The sequence below is a fragment of the Ruegeria sp. BG3 genome (assembly GCF_056538485.1).
In genome coordinates this window covers 457,285-471,832 of the sequence record NZ_JBQFTE010000001.1, presented here as the reverse complement: position 1 = coordinate 471,832, position 14,548 = coordinate 457,285, and the positions used below count along the sequence as shown (strand labels likewise).

Below are 14,548 nucleotides of genomic sequence, written 5' to 3'. Positions count from 1 at the left end.
TCAGACCTGCATGATTTCCGACTGCTTGGTCTCAAGCGCGGCATCAACAGCTTTGATCATCGTGTCGGTCAGATCCTGAACTTCGCTCTCCCAGAACTTCTGGTCATCCTCGGACATTCCGTCCGATTTCGCTTTCTTGATCTGATCCATACCGTCGCGCCGCACGTTGCGGATCGAAACCCGCGCGCTTTCGGCATATTGCCCGGCAACTTTGCCCAACTCGCGGCGGCGCTCTTCGTTCAGTTCCGGGATCGGCAGCATGATGATCGTGCCGTTCAGCTGCGGGTTGATGCCCAGCCCGCTTTCACGGATCGCCTTTTCAACCTTGCCCACAAGGCCCTTGTCCCAGACATTCACCGTCACCATCCGAGGTTCAGGCACATTGACCGTGCCAACCTGGTTGATCGGTGTCATCGAGCCATATGCATCCACCATCACCGGCTCCAGCATCGAGGCCGAGGCCCGCCCGGTGCGCAGAGAGGCAAATTCAGTTTTGAGATTGGACATCGCGCCGTCCATGCGGCGTTTCAGATCGTCGGTGTCCAGTTCGAAGTCGTCAGACATGCTGCTCACTCCCCGTCTTCAAGTGCTGTTTGGATGGGTCTTAAGCCATCGCATTTGGGATGTATAGCAATCATGAGCATGATTTACGGCAATGACCAGTGCTGTTTCGGTCCTTTTGCCTTCCGAAAGGTAAGCCGGGGCTTTGCGGCCCCGACTATTTTCCAGAATCAGGCGTTTACGTCGACGACAACGCGCCCCTTGACCTGACCTTTCAGAATATCCGCACCCAGCTGCGGCAAATCGGACAGAGCGGCCGGATGCACCATGGCCTCCAGCTTGTCCATCGGCAGGTCGGTCGCGATGCGCTGCCAAGCCCGCAGACGGTTGTCATAAGGCTGCATCACGCTATCGATCCCCAGAAGGTTCACACCGCGCAGCAGGAAGGGAATCACTGTAGCAGGCAACCCCGCACCGCCAGCAAGTCCAACAGCGGCGACCGAGCATCCGTACTTCATCTGACCCAGAACACGCGCCAGCATGTCACCGCCAACGGCATCGACACAGCCCGCCCAGGTTTCGCTTTCGAGCGGGCGCTTCGTGGTCTCGTTCAACTCTTCACGCGGCACGATGGTCGTGGCGCCAAGCGACTTCAGGTAGTCGCCGGTCTCGGGACGTCCGGTCACAGCTGCGACCTCATAGCCCAGCTTGCCCAGAATGGCCGTCGCCACTGAACCAACGCCGCCTGCAGCACCAGTCACCAGCACAGGCCCACGATCCGGGGTCAACCCGTGATCCTCCAGAGCCATCACCGCCAACATGGCCGTAAACCCGGCCGTTCCGACGGCCATCGCCTGCCGCGCGTCCAGACCATCCGGCAACGGCACCAACCAATCGGCCCGAGCGTTGGCCTTCTGCGAATACCCACCCCAATGGGCCTCACCCACACGCCAGCCGGTCAGAACCACCTTGTCACCGGGCTTGTAACGGTCGTCCGAGGACGCCTCGACTGTTCCTACATAGTCGATACCGGGAATGTGCGGATAGTTCCGCACCAGACCACCACCTTTGGCCGACAAGCATAGACCGTCCTTGTAGTTCACCGTCGAATACTCAACAGCAACCGTCACCTCTCCGTCAGGCAGATCCTCCAGTGAGATCTGCTTGACCGACGGGCTTGCCAGACCGCTTTCTTCATCCTTTTCCATAACCAAAGCATTGAACATATTGCTATCCTTTCATTTTTGGCGGCCAGCCCAATCCTTCACCTGGCCCAAAATATCTCGGGGGAGTCGCGCAGCGACGGGGGCAGAGCCCCCAGCCTCCGCTAGATCCAAAACTGCCCCTGCACTGTCGCGCCTCGCATACCGTCAGGCGTTTCAACCTCGACCTTGGTTCCGGCGTCCCAATGGCTCAATTTGACCATACCTATCGAAACATTGGTCGCGAAATCCGGAGACCAGGCAGAAGACGTCACCTGACCCACCTGCTTTCCGTCCGCAAGAACAGGCCACGGCTGGACACAAGGCGGCACTGCATCTCCGTCAATCGCGATCGGACGTATCTGCTGCACTGGACCTTCTTTGGCCACACGCAACAACGCATCCCGGCCCACACAGCCAATTGCGGTATGCGTATTGCAGAACTTGCCCAGCCCACATTCATGCGGTGTGTTGTCGTCGGTCATGTCATTGCCGTAGGAGAGTAACCCACCTTCGATCCGCTCAATCAGATTGGGACACCCAGCCCGCACGTCCAAGTCTTCACCCGCCGAGAACAGAGCATTCCACAGAGGCATACCGATGTCGCTGCCCTCGACATAAATCTCGAACCCGCCCTGTTTCGAGTAGCCCGAGCGGGCAACTGCAAGGTCGCGCCCTTCGAATTCGAACATGTCGAACTTGAAGAAACGTATATCGCGCACACGGTCTCCGAAAACGCGGGCCATCAGCTCATCTGCCTTTGGCCCCTGAACGCCCAAGGGCGACACGTCCGGCTCATCAACCAGCACATCCAGACGATATCCGTTGGCCAACCCTTTGACCCATAGCAACAAATCGCTGTCGGCGATAGAGATCCACCAGCGGTCCTCCGACAGTTTCACCGCCACGGGATCGTTCAGCATACCACCAGTTTCGTCCACAATCGGCACATAGAAACACTGCCCGGGAAGCATGCCACGCAGGTCACGCGGTGTCAGCATCTGCATCAGACGGGCAGCATCCGGCCCGCGCAGTTCAACCTGACGTTCGCAGGAGACGTCCCAGACCTGAACGTTCTTCTTCAGGTGATGGTAGTCGGCCTCGACACTTTCAAAAACCGTTGGCAACAACATCCGGTTGTAAACCGTGTAGCCTTTGACACCAGCGGCTTCGACGCCTTCGGAAAACGGCGTGCGACGCAGGCGACGAGACAGGGATATTTGCGGCATTCAGCCCTCCTTTGGCATGAAGCAAAGATCGCTGACCGGGGCTTCGGAACCGGCTTCGGTCAGCATTTTGTGGAGTTGTCCACGATGATGGGTTTGATGGTTGAAGAAATGCATCACGCATTGCGCGTAAGGCAAAGTAACATCAGCCTCTTTTGCGGCTGAGTACCAAGTGAAAGGCCCCGACAGAACCTCATCGCCAAGCGTATCCGCCCAATCCGAGATCCGGTCATCCATAGCCACGCGCATAGCCAGCCAGCTGTCGAGATCGGGGCAGAGATGCACGCTTTCGTGGATGCCGCCTCCGGGTCGGTGGATATTGCTCTCTGGCCCCGGCCCTTTGTCAAAGCGTGACATCCAGATCCAGTCGCCCCACAGCAAATGGTTCGCCGTGCCTATAATCGAGCCGAAAAAAGCACCACGTTCCTGCATCAGTTCTTCGGGCGAAAGCGCTTGAAGAAATTCCGCCAACTGGCTGTTTTGCCAGTGGTTGTAGCGCGCCATTTCTCGGGCAAAGGCTCCGGTGATCATCACTTGGGCCCATGCCAGTCGATCGGGCAAATCTCGGCCGATTTACCGCCGAAATCCCAGACGCGACCATAGTCGCGCACTTTCGATTTGTTTCCTCGGGCTACGATGATGTCCGGCCCCATCCAGTATTTGGAGTTCGACACCATCACCGGATGCTCAGGGTCTTTACCGCCCAGCATCTCGATCTCGCCTTGGATTTTACGACCGATCGCGATCCTTCGCTTGTTGCCGTCCCGTTCGATCTGGACCGGAGCACGTTCGGCCCCGATGATCTCACTCACCAGCATGGTGAACAGGCCAGTGGTGCCGCCGGCCTGACCGCTAAAAATCTGCAGCAGCCCGTTATAGGCCTTGCCGCTGGCGCGTTCATCGACATAGGCGGCAACTTTCCACTGCCCCTCGCCCATGCGACCCGGAATATCGACCAGAAGACCAACATTCAGGCCCGACAGATCTTCACCCTCAAAATGCCCTTCGTCGATGATCACGCCCATCCAGGCGTGGCAGTGGCCCTCAGTCGGAGGGTGCGCGCCCAAAGAGACCACGCAGGGGCAAAACACATCGCACGAGCAGTTCAGGATCAGCTCGCCCTTGATGGACCAATCCGTCGGGCTCATCTCACGCCGTTTGGGGTTGGGCATACGGCTGTCGATCCGCTGACTAATCGGAAGCCGGTCGGCCTCGGGTTTTCTGTTTTTCGCCATCAGCTTATCCTCCGTAAGCAAAGGGATAGATCAGCAGCACAACACCGCCTGCGATCAGTATGAACCCCATGGGTCGGGTCACAGCATGCCCGATCTGGGGGAGTTTTTCCAAAACCATGAACAGGGTCGCCAACCCCATCCACAAAAGGCTCATGACGCCACCAACAAAGCCAAGCGCCATGAAGCCCCAGCAGCAACCGACGCAGAACGCGCCGAGCCCTAGCCCCATTCTCACACCGCCCGCAAAGCCGGTTTTCCAATGGCTTAAAAAATACGTCATTGGGGCGTGACAGACGCCATGGCAGACCTCTTTCGCGCGGGTGAACTGGAAGGCGCCGACCACGATCAGGAGACCCCCGGCCACCCAATTGGACTTGGCGATGCCCAGCATGTCAACGACGCCGCCAAACAACAGCGCAAGCTGGACGCCAGTAATCAGCGCCGCAAATCCCACCCAGACGATGAAATACCCGGCCAGAACGCCCAGCCATCCAGCCCGCGTGCCATTGGCGCTGCGGATCAGGTCGTCATAGCTGCGGAGCGTCGGCACCAGCGTCGGCAGCATCATCGCCGCCATCATGATCGCCCACATCCAGAACAAAGGTCCGAACTCGGCCATGGGCATATACATATCCATGCGCGGATCCATCGCCGCCATGGCCTGCCCCATCGGTCCTGGCCGGCCAATGAAGTCGAGGTCCATGTCTCGGCTCATCGAGAACATGACCCACCACGCCCACAGGATCACAGCATAGAACGCCAGCCACATTCCGCTGCGGAATAATGCGCGACTCATGTGATCCTCCGACTCAACTCTCTTGCTTTTCAAATGTCAGACTTTTAAATGTCAGACAAATAAAATTTTCAGACTGGCCACAAATGAAGATAGACCCTGCCAATCCCGCAGACCTTTCTGCCCAGATCGCACAGGCCATTCGGAACGCAATTGTGTCCGGCGAATTGATCGTGGATGAGCGCCTGCCCTCTGAGTCAGAACTTGCTGATCAGTTCCAAGTTTCGCGGCCCACGGTACGCGAGGCCCTGAAGCGCTTGGCTGCTCAGTCCCTGATCCGCACCCAACGCGGTGCAACTGGCGGGGCGTTTGTGAACCGGATCAGCTTTGAGGACGCCTATTCGCAGCAAATCACCACCTCGACCCTGCTTCTGTCGATGAATGCCGTCAGTTTCGATACGGCCTGTGAAGCGCGATATGCTCTGGAGCGCGCCTGTGCGGCTTTGTCGGCCCAACGTCGCACCGCAGATCAACTGGCAACAATGCGGGCCGAGATCTTCCGTCAGGCTCAGCCAGGTCTGACCGATGAGGCCTTCTGCGCCTCAGACGTCGCCTTTCACCGCGCGCTGGTCGATGGCGCGGACAATCCAGTGCTGTCCTACCAACTGGCGGGCGCGGTCGAGGCCATGCAGCCGCTGATGAACATGATCACCTTCACTGCGCGCTCGCGCGAAGAGATCATTGCGCTGCACACCAAGATCGCCGACGCGCTTGAGGCCCGCGATGCCCCATCGGTCGACGCGACGCTGATCGAACTTGAAACCTATACACGCCAACTGGCCCGGGATGTGGCCGAACGCAAACGTAAAACCGCCTGACACTCAGGCCCGAAATCTGACGCAGACCAACAGGCAGAAAGGAAGCACGAGCAGGCAGGATGTCACCCGGCGTTAAGACCGGAACTCTCAGAACGAATTGAAGATCAATGACTTACGGGAGGATGTTATGAACACAAGACCGGACCCAACCTTTTACCCATCTGCCAAGCTGGCGATGGAGGGCCCCACTGAGACGCTTGCTTTTACGCTGATGCTCAGCCCGGATTTTTCGCAACCTGACGGGCTGGCGGTTGTGAATGTCGATCCGACTTCCGACGACTATGGAAAGATCGTCCATCAGGTCATCATGCCGGAAAAAGGCGATGAATTTCACCACTTTGGCTGGAATGCTTGCTCTTCGGCGCTTTCGCCGCTGACGGGGCACGCGTTTCTGGAACGGCGCTATCTGATCGTTCCGGGCATCCGCTCCAGCCGAATTTATGTAATCGATGTGAAGAACCCGCTTGAGGCCAAAATTCACAAGATCATCGAACCCGAAGAAGTCTTTGCAAAGACAGGGTATTCTCGCCCTCACACCATTCATTGCGGGCCTGAGGGCATCTATGTCAGCACCCTGGGTGGCGGCGGAGAGGACGGGACCGACGGCCCTCCGGGTATCTTCATCATGGACTGCGAAAGTTTCGAGATCATCGGACGGTATGAGATCGAACGCGGCGTGCAGGACAAACACTATGATTTCTGGTGGAACTTGCCCCGCGACTACATGGTCAGTTCCGAATGGGGTCTGCCGCCACAGTTCGAGAACGGAATCGTGGCCGAGGATCTGCTGTCCAACAAATATGGTCACAGCATCCATTTCTGGAACCTGCGCAGCCGTACCAATATCCAAACCATTGATCTGGGCGAAAACCACCAGATGGCGTTGGAGATCCGGCCTGCGCATGATCCGGTCAAGCAGTATGGGTTCTGCGGCGTCGTTGTGGACACAACCAACCTGCAAGGCGCGATCTTCACATGGTGGCGAAACGACGACGGCACGTTTGAGGCCAAGAAAACCATAACCATCGACCCGCAACCGGCCGACCCGGATGACCTGCCGGACTTGCTGAAAGGCTTCTCGGCCGTTCCGCCGCTGGTGACGGATATCGACCTGAGCCTCGACGACAAGTACCTCTATGTCGCCTGCTGGGGTACTGGTGAGATGCACCAATATGACGTCTCGGACCCGATGAACCCGACACTGGCAGGCAAGGTCGAAATTGGCGGGATCGTCAAAAAGACCAAACATCCGAACGGTCAGGACTTTGGCTATGGCCCGCAAATGGTCGAAATCAGCCGCGACGGCAAACGGGTCTACTGGACCAACTCGCTCTATTCCACCTGGGATGACCAGTTCTATCCGGGTGAACGCGGTGCGGCGATGGTTAAAGCCGATGTCGGCGAGAACGGTGGCTTGACGCTGGATCCAAAGTTCTGGGTCGAGTTCCCCGAAGGCTATCGCAGCCACCAGATCCGGTTAGAGGGTGGAGACTGTTCGACCGACAGTTTCTGCTACCCCTCGGTCTGAGTTGGAATTTCTGATGACATCAACGGCTGGCCTCTGGCTGGCCGTTGTTCTCAGCGGTGCCTATCACGGTCTGAATCCCGGTATGGGCTGGCCGCTTGCTGTATCGTCCGCGTTGATGGAGCGGCGCCAGTCGGCCCTCTGGCGCTCTTTGGCGGCGCTTGCGGGTGGTCATTTCCTGGCGATGCTGGGAGTCCTGCTGCCATTTGCGATGATGGCCGTGTTGATCGACTACCAACGCGAAATCCGCATTGGGGCCGCGCTGATTGTCATTGCGATGGGGCTGTATATTTCCGTCACACGCAACCACCCTCGGTTCTTGTCGCGTGTGCCGCCCAGCAAACTCGCGCTGTGGTCCTTTCTGGTCGCGCTCGCCCATGGCGCGGCCTTGATGCTAGTCCCGATCTATCTGGGCCTGTGCAACTTGGATGAGCTGGACGCCGGGCATCAAGCCATCTCTCAGATCATGACAACAAATACCCTGCTGGTTCTGGCCGTAGCCGCGCTGCACACGGCGGCTATGATCCTAGGAGGCGGTCTTCTGGCCTATGGCGTCTATCGCTGGCTTGGGCTGCAATTCCTCTCACGCACCTGGTTCAACCTTGAACTCATCTGGGCACTCAGCCTGATTTTGGTCGGCGTGCTGGGGCTTTGGTCCGCAATCTAGTCGCAGCGTGAACACCTTGCACATGTTCCGAAAAACCGCTTTGTCCTGCTTTGAAAGAAGTTAGGAGTTTTCGAAGTGTCCCAGAACACGCGCCCCACGGAAATGCTGCGTCAAGGCAAGGCTGCCGACTGGCAGGCGGCAACAACCCATGCCTTCACGCGCGAGCTGTCAGACGGCACCCTGCCCGAGGACAAGATGCGCTGGTATCTGCAACAGGACTATCAGTTCGTCGATGGCTTCGTCCGCCTGCTGGCCAGCGCCATTGCACACGCGCCCACCCTGGGCGACAGCGTTCCCGCCGCGCAGTTTCTTGCGGTGATTACTGGGCCTGAAAATACCTACTTCCTCCGCTCGCTCGAAGCGGTGGGCACCCAACCCAGCACCGACCCTGCCCCCGCTACCAAAGCCTTTCAAGACTTGATGGCCGAGGCCGCAGCCTCGGGCCGGTATGAGAACATGCTGGCGGTGCTGGTTGTCGCCGAATGGATCTATCTCAGCTGGGCCAGCCCGGAAAATCCGCCGAAACCCGATTTACCCTTCTGGTTCGCGGAATGGATCACGCTACATGCCGGAGAAGGTTTTGAGGGCGTGGTCGAGTATCTGCGCGGGCAGCTCGACAAGACCTGGCCCACCTTGACGCCGGAGGCGCAAGCCGAAGTAACACGGCTGTTCCACCGGGCGGTCGAGCTGGAGAAAGACTTCTTTGACGCCGCCTACGCGGTGTAACCGGATAGAGGCACGATCATGGTACATATCCTCAACGTCATCGCGGCTCTGCTGACCATCGGCTTTGGCCTGTTCGGCTTTCTCGCGCCTTTGCACACGGCGACGGCGCTGGATCTGGCCCCGACGAACAGCAACATGGGTCTGAGCGAGATGCGCGCCTCGGTTGGAGGGTTGTTTGTCGTCACCGGCATTGCCGTGATCTGGCTGAACCACCCCATTGCATACGCCATGCTGGGCTTAGCCTATGCCGGGGCGGCTTTGGGGCGGTTCGTGTCGGTGCTGCTGGACAATCCACCACTTGCTAAGGCCATGATTTTCGGGGGAATTGAACTGATCCTGGCCGTCTGGCTGATCGCCGCAAATCTGAACCGCACCCCGTGATTTACAGTGCTCTCAGGGCATTTCCGGGTTTGCATCCCGAAATCTCCTCACCTATATAAGTTCTGTCCTTCGGGACTATGGACATAAACGCGCTCGTAATAAGCGGATCGGACCCGGGGGCGGTACCCGGCGGCTCCACCAACCATCCTTCGTTTGAGGATTTTGGGGCCGAAATAGGATCGACGAACGTCTAAAGGGGTTAGCTTTGTCTCGGCTGTCTGCCACCGTTATCGGCGAAACTAGTACAATTGCAAACGACAATCGTGCTCCGGTTGCAGTTGCTGCGTAAGCAGTAACAAGACCGAAACTTAAGCCCTTGCGCCTAGCCGCGTAAGGCGGGGTTCGCAGGTACCTGGCAACAGAAACCTGCATTTCCCACACCTTATGTCTGCATTTATTTTTATTTCGGCTCAGATTCAGAGTTTATTCATCCCTTTTGTCCAAAGTCATCTCAGACAGACAGGAGGGCCGGGATGACCCACTCAGATATCTTGAAAGCGTGGTATTCGGAAGTTTGGGAACAAGGGAATACCGATGCGATTGATCAATATTTTGCACCGGACACTATGGCTGAGGGGCTGATCCCCGAAATGCAGGTTGGTGCCGATGATTTTCGCGATCTGGTGATGGCCTTCCGGCATATTCTGGGTGACATCTCGGTCGAACTGCCAAAGATCATCGAAAGCGGGGATTGGGTGTCCGGCATTTTGCACGTCAAAACCTTCCGCGCCGACAATGGCGCCCCGCTAGAGGTGACGGGCCAGGTCATGGCCCGCTTCAAAGGCGACAAGATGGTCGAGGCCTACAACCAGTTCGATTTCATATCGTTTTTTGAACAGCTTGGGCAATTCCCGCAGGATACCCTGCCCGTCTGCATGACCGGTCAGCGACTGGATTGGAGCTGAACACCCAAGCCGTCTTGACCCCCAAGTTTCTGACGCGATAGCTAAGGCCATACGTGCCGCGCGCATTCGGCGCACGGCCGCCATTGCGGGGAAATGGGTCATGCTTCGTGATCGAAAAAACCAGCTGTCCGAGCGCATTTTGACCGTTAGGCTAACGTGACATGACGCCTTCAGTGCGCGAGCTTGTTCTGGTCTTCGGCAGAATTGGCCTTTTGTCCTTCGGCGGCCCTGCGGCGCAGATATCCTTGATGCATCAGGAGTTGGTAGACCGTCGCGCCTGGTTGTCCGAGGAAACCTATTTGCGCGCTCTTTCCCTATGCATGTTGCTGCCGGGGCCAGAGGCGATGCAGCTGGCCACTTATGCGGGCTGGCGTCTTCGGGGCGTGACCGGAGGGTTGATTGCAGGCACCCTGTTCGTTCTGCCGGGTGCCGTTGTGATCGCTGCGCTGGTTCTGCTTTATGCGAGCTTCGGCACCCTGCCCCTTGTGCAAGCCGGTTTTCTGGGGATCAAGGCCACGGTCATCGTAATCGTCCTTCAAGCGCTTCTGAAGTTGTCACGAAAGGCATTAACTGACACGGAACACCGCCTCATCGCGGGGATCGGGTTCCTGGGTATCTTCCTGTTCAACCTGCCCTTTCCACTGATCATTCTGGCCGCCGCGCTATGGGGCTATGTGTCTTTCAAAGGACCCGTTGCGCAGCAAGACACCTCCCCACGCGCAAGTTTTTCCGGCACCCTACGCACGGTTGCCATTTGGGTGCCGCTCTGGCTCGGACCATTGGTCCTCCTGTCCCTGTCCGGTCATCAATTGCTCAGCGACTTGGGATGGTTCTTCGCCCGTCTGGCCGTGGTGACCTTTGGCGGAGCCTATGCGGTTCTGGCCTACATGACCCAAACCGTCGTCGATCAATACCAATGGATCAGCACCGGTCAGATGATCGACGCGCTGGGCCTTGCGGAAACCACCCCCGGCCCGTTGATTCTGGTCACGCAATTCGTCGCGATGCTGACCGGACAAATGAACGGCGGGCTCTCTCTGGCCTACGCCGCAGGTGCGGTTGCGCTATGGGCGACGTTTGTTCCGTGTTTCCTCTGGATCTTTCTTGCCGCTCCTTATTTGGACAAACTGGCAACCCGCCCTCGGCTCTCTGCCGCTTTGCATGGCATAACGGCAGCCGTCGTAGGTGTGATTCTCAACCTCTCCGTGTGGTTCGCCTTGAACGTTCTATTCGGTGCGCTCACGCAATACAGTTGGGGGCCTGTCTCGATACCTCTGCCTGTTTGGGAATCGCTAAACCTCACTGCGGCTGCGCTCACTATCGCCGCTGGGGTATTGATTTTTCGGGCAAAATTAGGGATGGCAACGGTTCTGGCACTGATGGCCATCGCGGGCGTCGCTATCCAGCTATTATGATCAATCCGGCGATACCCGCCCTTTCGTTTCCAGCTAAAACGCCTATGCTGGATTCAACCACTTTCGAGGATGACAAATGTCGCAAGACATAGACTATGGAAACCTGATGCACACCGCCATGCGCGGGCTGATCAAAACCGTTCTGACCGGCGTCTCTGAAACCGGCCTGCCCGGCGCGCACCATTTCTTCATCACGTTCGATACAAGAGAGGACGGCGTCGATATCGCGGACTGGCTGCGTGACCGCTATCCCGAAGAGATGACTATCGTAATGCAACATTGGTTCGAAAACCTTGAGGTCGGCGAAAACGGCTTTGCGATTACGTTGAACTTCGGCGATGCGCCGGAACCGCTCTACATCCCCTACACGGCTATCAAAACCTTCGTGGATCCGTCCGTCGAATTCGGCCTGCGCTTTGAAGGACCCGAGGATGACGACGCGGAAGAGGATTTCGTAGAAGAGGCAATTGAGGTCGAAGAACCCGAGGTTCATCACGACGCCGACGTCGTCTCATTGGACAGCTTCCGCAAGTAGTCCATCAAACCCCGCGCCTTCGCGGGGTTTATTGTTTTTGCAAAAAGGTCTCGACCGCGCGGGATTTGTCTCCGTTGATGAAGCGCGAGAAAGACAGATTCAGCCCGCCCTCGGCCAGGGTTCGATCATATTGCTGCAACTCGTAGCCGCCCTGCGCATCAATAAACAAGGAAAACACGGTCATCGTATCCCCCTCAATCCGGCCCCAGACAAAAGGTTCACCTTTCATCGGGTCCAGAGGTACCTCGTGACCGAACACATTCCGTTGCATGGCAGCCGAAAACACATCGGGCCGGTCCGAGGGCACAAAATCCACCGAGAATTTCTGTTGCTTGACCCGCCCGTCGAGCTTGTAGGTCGTTGTGGTCCAGCTGACATTGAACCCGTTGCGAGTCTCATGGATCGACACGCTCATATCCCGAGGCGTCGCAGTTCCATCCTCATCGACAACATTGGCGGATCCGGTGTAGTCCCCGACGAAGGGCGTGATACTGGATGCGTTCGCCAGCGTGCCCAGCAGGATCAGCCCCATGGCCAACAGTATGGTTTTCAACGGGATCATCCGAGCTGAGATTGGCATTTCATCCTCCACCATGGCCACTCATTTATTGTAGCTCAGCGGCAGGCGCGCACAATGGGGCTTGCGCGCGCGATTGGAACAATTTCACCCGCCTTGCGCCTATACCTTGGGTTTTGTTGAGTTTAAGCTGCGCGCAACTGGCCAATTGCGTTGCGGCGCTGCCTTGGCTAAACGGCATACAACTGCATACCAGACGGAGTACCCGATGTCTCAGACCCGCACCGAATCCGACAGCTTTGGCCCGCTCGAGGTTCCCGCTGACAAGTACTGGGGGGCGCAGACGCAGCGCTCGATTATGAACTTCCCCATCGGTTGGGAGAAGCAGCCCGTGGCCATCGTGCGCGCTCTGGGCGTGATCAAAAAAGCCTGCGCAATGGAGAACAAAGCGACCGGCAAGCTGGACGCCAAGATCGCCGACGCGATCATTCAAGCCGCTGGCGAGGTGATCGAGGGCAAGTTCGACGACAACTTCCCTCTGGTCGTATGGCAAACGGGCTCGGGCACGCAGTCCAACATGAACTCGAATGAAGTGATCGCAAACCGCGCGATCGAGATTCTGGGCGGCGTGATCGGCTCGAAAGACCCGGTTCACCCAAATGATCACTGCAACATGGGCCAATCGTCGAACGACACATTCCCGACCGCGATGCATATCGCAACTGCGGTCAGCGTGCGCGACGTACTGCTGCCCGGTCTTACCAAATTTGCCGAAACTCTTGAGAAAAAGGCGGCTGAATTCGCGGGTATAATCAAGATCGGTCGCACTCATACGCAGGATGCGACTCCCCTGACACTGGAACAGGAATTCGGAGCTTACGCCCATCAGATCCGTCAGGGCATTACCCGCGTTGAGGCTGCAATGCCCGGTATTTACGAGCTGGCGCAGGGTGGTACCGCCGTTGGAACTGGGTTGAACACCCATGGTGGATGGGACGAAGCCGTCGCAGCTAACATGGCTGAAATTACTGGCCTGCCCTTTGTAACCGCTCCGAACAAATTTGAAGCCCTAGCCGCGCATGACGCCATGGTCTTCTTGTCGGGTGCATTGGCGACCATCGCCGGGTCTTGCTACAAGATTGCTAACGACATTCGCTTGCTAGGCTCAGGCCCCCGCTCGGGTCTGGGCGAGCTAATTCTGCCTGAAAACGAGCCAGGGTCTTCCATTATGCCTGGTAAAGTGAACCCGACACAGGCCGAAGCCCTCACTCAGGTGGCCGCACATGTCATGGGCAATGATGCTGCGATCAAGTTTGCGGGATCTCAGGGTCATTTCCAGCTGAATGTCTACAACCCTATGATGTCCTACAACCTTCTGCAGTCGATCCAACTGCTGGGCGACGCCACCGACAGCTTCACTGAACGGATGCTGTCGGGCATTCAAGCCAACGAGCCGCGCATCGACAAGCTGATGAAGGAATCTCTGATGCTGGTGACCGCTCTGGCACCCACCATTGGCTATGACAACGCCACCACGGTTGCCAAAACGGCGCATAAGAACGGCACGACCCTCAAGGAAGAGGCCATCGCACTGGGCTTTGTCGATGAAGAGACCTTTGACACCGTCGTGCGCCCCGAACAGATGATCGGCCCAAAAGACTGATGGGTAAGCCGGTCAACTTGAACCGGTATCGGAAAGAGAAAGCGCGGGCCGAAAAAAAGGCCCGCGCGGATCAAAACGCGGTCGCCTTCGGGCGCAGCAAGGCCGAGAAACAGGTCGTGAAGCTTCAAAAAGACAAGCAGACCCGCGATCTGGACAATCACGAGCTGGATGAATGAGCGGCCCTCCGGTCAAACGCTCTCTGACCCTCAAGGGGCACCGGACTTCAGTCTCGCTTGAGGATGAATTCTGGCGCGCGTTTCGCGATATTGCCGAAGAAAAACAACAGCCCATCAATGCTTTGGCTGCAGACATTGATGTTGCACGCGACCCTGAAACAGGTTTAGCATCGGCCATTCGTGTTTTTGTTCTGAACTGGTACCGCGACAAGCTTTGACGCTTGTCAGAGCCTCAGCTATGAGTGTAGTTTGAATGAGAACAA

18 protein-coding genes and 1 other RNA gene are annotated in these 14,548 nt (G+C 57.5%); 12 read left to right on the top strand and 7 right to left on the bottom strand.

The features are described 5' to 3' along the window. The 6 genes from frr to ACR0AI_RS02330 all read right to left on the bottom strand — a co-directional run bounded on the left by frr (nucleotide 1) and on the right by ACR0AI_RS02330 (nucleotide 4,960). Nucleotides 1-564, bottom strand: a complete 564-nt coding sequence (frr, locus tag ACR0AI_RS02355) for a ribosome recycling factor (RefSeq protein WP_170373774.1) — start codon at nucleotides 562-564, stop codon at nucleotides 1-3. 167 nt (nucleotides 565-731) lie between these two features. Continuing rightward, nucleotides 732-1,727, bottom strand: a complete 996-nt coding sequence (gene acuI / locus ACR0AI_RS02350; RefSeq protein ID WP_480670968.1) for an acryloyl-CoA reductase — start codon at nucleotides 1,725-1,727, stop codon at nucleotides 732-734. 101 nt (nucleotides 1,728-1,828) lie between these two features. Then, nucleotides 1,829-2,932: a dimethylsulfoniopropionate demethylase gene (locus ACR0AI_RS02345; protein ID WP_480670970.1), complete on the bottom strand. Its 1,104-nt coding sequence runs from the start codon at nucleotides 2,930-2,932 to the stop codon at nucleotides 1,829-1,831. Next, nucleotides 2,933-3,460 (bottom strand): DinB family protein, encoded by a 528-nt coding sequence (locus ACR0AI_RS02340; RefSeq protein WP_480670972.1) that lies wholly within the window; start codon nucleotides 3,458-3,460, stop codon nucleotides 2,933-2,935. It abuts the gene before it with no gap. Next, on the bottom strand, nucleotides 3,460-4,164 hold the full coding sequence (locus ACR0AI_RS02335) for a DUF1326 domain-containing protein (RefSeq protein WP_480670974.1): 705 nt from the start codon (nucleotides 4,162-4,164) through the stop codon (nucleotides 3,460-3,462). Before ACR0AI_RS02335 ends, ACR0AI_RS02340 begins: the two co-directional genes overlap by 1 nt. A gap of 4 nt (nucleotides 4,165-4,168) precedes the next feature. After that, a complete protein-coding gene (locus ACR0AI_RS02330) occupies nucleotides 4,169-4,960 on the bottom strand; it encodes a DUF2182 domain-containing protein (RefSeq protein ID WP_480670976.1) in 792 nt (263 codons plus the stop codon). Nucleotides 4,961-5,043: 83 nt separating this feature from the next. Here ACR0AI_RS02330 and ACR0AI_RS02325 point away from each other — a divergent pair, with 83 nt between their 5' ends. The 9 genes from ACR0AI_RS02325 to ACR0AI_RS02285 all read left to right on the top strand — a co-directional run bounded on the left by ACR0AI_RS02325 (nucleotide 5,044) and on the right by ACR0AI_RS02285 (nucleotide 11,929). Further along, nucleotides 5,044-5,775, top strand: a complete 732-nt coding sequence (locus tag ACR0AI_RS02325) for a FadR/GntR family transcriptional regulator (RefSeq protein WP_170458306.1) — start codon at nucleotides 5,044-5,046, stop codon at nucleotides 5,773-5,775. Between the two features lie 127 nt (nucleotides 5,776-5,902). Beyond that, nucleotides 5,903-7,303, top strand: a complete 1,401-nt coding sequence (locus tag ACR0AI_RS02320) for a selenium-binding protein SBP56-related protein (protein ID WP_170688702.1) — start codon at nucleotides 5,903-5,905, stop codon at nucleotides 7,301-7,303. Between the two features lie 13 nt (nucleotides 7,304-7,316). Then, the gene (locus ACR0AI_RS02315) at nucleotides 7,317-7,967 is read left to right on the top strand and encodes a hypothetical protein (protein WP_480670979.1); all 651 of its coding nucleotides are present in this window, start codon (nucleotides 7,317-7,319) and stop codon (nucleotides 7,965-7,967) included. Nucleotides 7,968-8,042: 75 nt separating this feature from the next. After that, nucleotides 8,043-8,693, top strand: coding sequence for a TenA family protein (locus tag ACR0AI_RS02310; RefSeq protein ID WP_480670981.1), 651 nt, complete (start codon nucleotides 8,043-8,045; stop codon nucleotides 8,691-8,693). Nucleotides 8,694-8,711: 18 nt separating this feature from the next. Further along, nucleotides 8,712-9,074 (top strand): DUF4345 family protein, encoded by a 363-nt coding sequence (locus ACR0AI_RS02305; RefSeq protein WP_480670983.1) that lies wholly within the window; start codon nucleotides 8,712-8,714, stop codon nucleotides 9,072-9,074. A gap of 25 nt (nucleotides 9,075-9,099) precedes the next feature. Further along, nucleotides 9,100-9,447: a transfer-messenger RNA gene (gene ssrA / locus ACR0AI_RS02300) on the top strand. A 100-nt stretch (nucleotides 9,448-9,547) separates the two neighbouring features. Beyond that, nucleotides 9,548-9,979: an ester cyclase gene (locus ACR0AI_RS02295; RefSeq protein ID WP_480670985.1), complete on the top strand. Its 432-nt coding sequence runs from the start codon at nucleotides 9,548-9,550 to the stop codon at nucleotides 9,977-9,979. A 161-nt stretch (nucleotides 9,980-10,140) separates the two neighbouring features. After that, nucleotides 10,141-11,394, top strand: coding sequence for a chromate efflux transporter (gene chrA / locus ACR0AI_RS02290; RefSeq protein ID WP_480670987.1), 1,254 nt, complete (start codon nucleotides 10,141-10,143; stop codon nucleotides 11,392-11,394). 76 nt (nucleotides 11,395-11,470) lie between these two features. Then, entirely contained in the window at nucleotides 11,471-11,929 is a 459-nt protein-coding gene (locus ACR0AI_RS02285) for a ClpXP protease specificity-enhancing factor SspB (RefSeq protein ID WP_170548555.1), read from the top strand. A gap of 28 nt (nucleotides 11,930-11,957) precedes the next feature. Here the strand turns inward: ACR0AI_RS02285 and ACR0AI_RS02280 are convergent, their stop codons facing one another. Then, complete coding sequence (locus ACR0AI_RS02280) at nucleotides 11,958-12,461, bottom strand: hypothetical protein (protein WP_480671636.1); 504 nt, start codon at nucleotides 12,459-12,461, stop codon at nucleotides 11,958-11,960. Nucleotides 12,462-12,714: 253 nt separating this feature from the next. Between ACR0AI_RS02280 and fumC the strand changes: the two genes are divergently transcribed. The 3 genes from fumC to ACR0AI_RS02265 are packed head-to-tail and all read left to right on the top strand — an operon-like array spanning nucleotide 12,715 to nucleotide 14,503. Beyond that, a complete protein-coding gene (fumC, locus tag ACR0AI_RS02275; protein ID WP_480670989.1) occupies nucleotides 12,715-14,109 on the top strand; it encodes a class II fumarate hydratase in 1,395 nt (464 codons plus the stop codon). After that, nucleotides 14,109-14,285 (top strand): DUF4169 family protein, encoded by a 177-nt coding sequence (locus tag ACR0AI_RS02270; RefSeq protein WP_209253623.1) that lies wholly within the window; start codon nucleotides 14,109-14,111, stop codon nucleotides 14,283-14,285. The genes fumC and ACR0AI_RS02270 overlap by 1 nt, the downstream gene beginning before the upstream one ends. Then, complete coding sequence (locus ACR0AI_RS02265; protein ID WP_170466824.1) at nucleotides 14,282-14,503, top strand: ribbon-helix-helix domain-containing protein; 222 nt, start codon at nucleotides 14,282-14,284, stop codon at nucleotides 14,501-14,503. Before ACR0AI_RS02270 ends, ACR0AI_RS02265 begins: the two co-directional genes overlap by 4 nt. Nucleotides 14,504-14,548 lie beyond the last annotated feature (45 nt).

Bases quoted from the DNA above. Each gene is read 5' to 3' on its own strand.
- frr (WP_170373774.1), bottom strand. From the start codon at position 564: ATGTCTGACGACTTCGAACTGGACACCGACGATCTGAAACGCCGCATG.
- acuI (WP_480670968.1), bottom strand. From the start codon at position 1,727: ATGTTCAATGCTTTGGTTATGGAAAAGGATGAAGAAAGCGGTCTGGCA.
- ACR0AI_RS02345 (WP_480670970.1), bottom strand. From the start codon at position 2,932: ATGCCGCAAATATCCCTGTCTCGTCGCCTGCGTCGCACGCCGTTTTCC.
- ACR0AI_RS02340 (WP_480670972.1), bottom strand. From the start codon at position 3,460: ATGATCACCGGAGCCTTTGCCCGAGAAATGGCGCGCTACAACCACTGG.
- ACR0AI_RS02335 (WP_480670974.1), bottom strand. From the start codon at position 4,164: ATGGCGAAAAACAGAAAACCCGAGGCCGACCGGCTTCCGATTAGTCAG.
- ACR0AI_RS02330 (WP_480670976.1), bottom strand. From the start codon at position 4,960: ATGAGTCGCGCATTATTCCGCAGCGGAATGTGGCTGGCGTTCTATGCT.
- ACR0AI_RS02325 (WP_170458306.1), top strand. From the start codon at position 5,044: ATGAAGATAGACCCTGCCAATCCCGCAGACCTTTCTGCCCAGATCGCA.
- ACR0AI_RS02320 (WP_170688702.1), top strand. From the start codon at position 5,903: ATGAACACAAGACCGGACCCAACCTTTTACCCATCTGCCAAGCTGGCG.
- ACR0AI_RS02315 (WP_480670979.1), top strand. From the start codon at position 7,317: ATGACATCAACGGCTGGCCTCTGGCTGGCCGTTGTTCTCAGCGGTGCC.
- ACR0AI_RS02305 (WP_480670983.1), top strand. From the start codon at position 8,712: ATGGTACATATCCTCAACGTCATCGCGGCTCTGCTGACCATCGGCTTT.
- ACR0AI_RS02295 (WP_480670985.1), top strand. From the start codon at position 9,548: ATGACCCACTCAGATATCTTGAAAGCGTGGTATTCGGAAGTTTGGGAA.
- chrA (WP_480670987.1), top strand. From the start codon at position 10,141: ATGACGCCTTCAGTGCGCGAGCTTGTTCTGGTCTTCGGCAGAATTGGC.
- ACR0AI_RS02285 (WP_170548555.1), top strand. From the start codon at position 11,471: ATGTCGCAAGACATAGACTATGGAAACCTGATGCACACCGCCATGCGC.
- ACR0AI_RS02280 (WP_480671636.1), bottom strand. From the start codon at position 12,461: ATGGGGCTGATCCTGCTGGGCACGCTGGCGAACGCATCCAGTATCACG.
- fumC (WP_480670989.1), top strand. From the start codon at position 12,715: ATGTCTCAGACCCGCACCGAATCCGACAGCTTTGGCCCGCTCGAGGTT.
- ACR0AI_RS02270 (WP_209253623.1), top strand. From the start codon at position 14,109: ATGGGTAAGCCGGTCAACTTGAACCGGTATCGGAAAGAGAAAGCGCGG.
- ACR0AI_RS02265 (WP_170466824.1), top strand. From the start codon at position 14,282: ATGAGCGGCCCTCCGGTCAAACGCTCTCTGACCCTCAAGGGGCACCGG.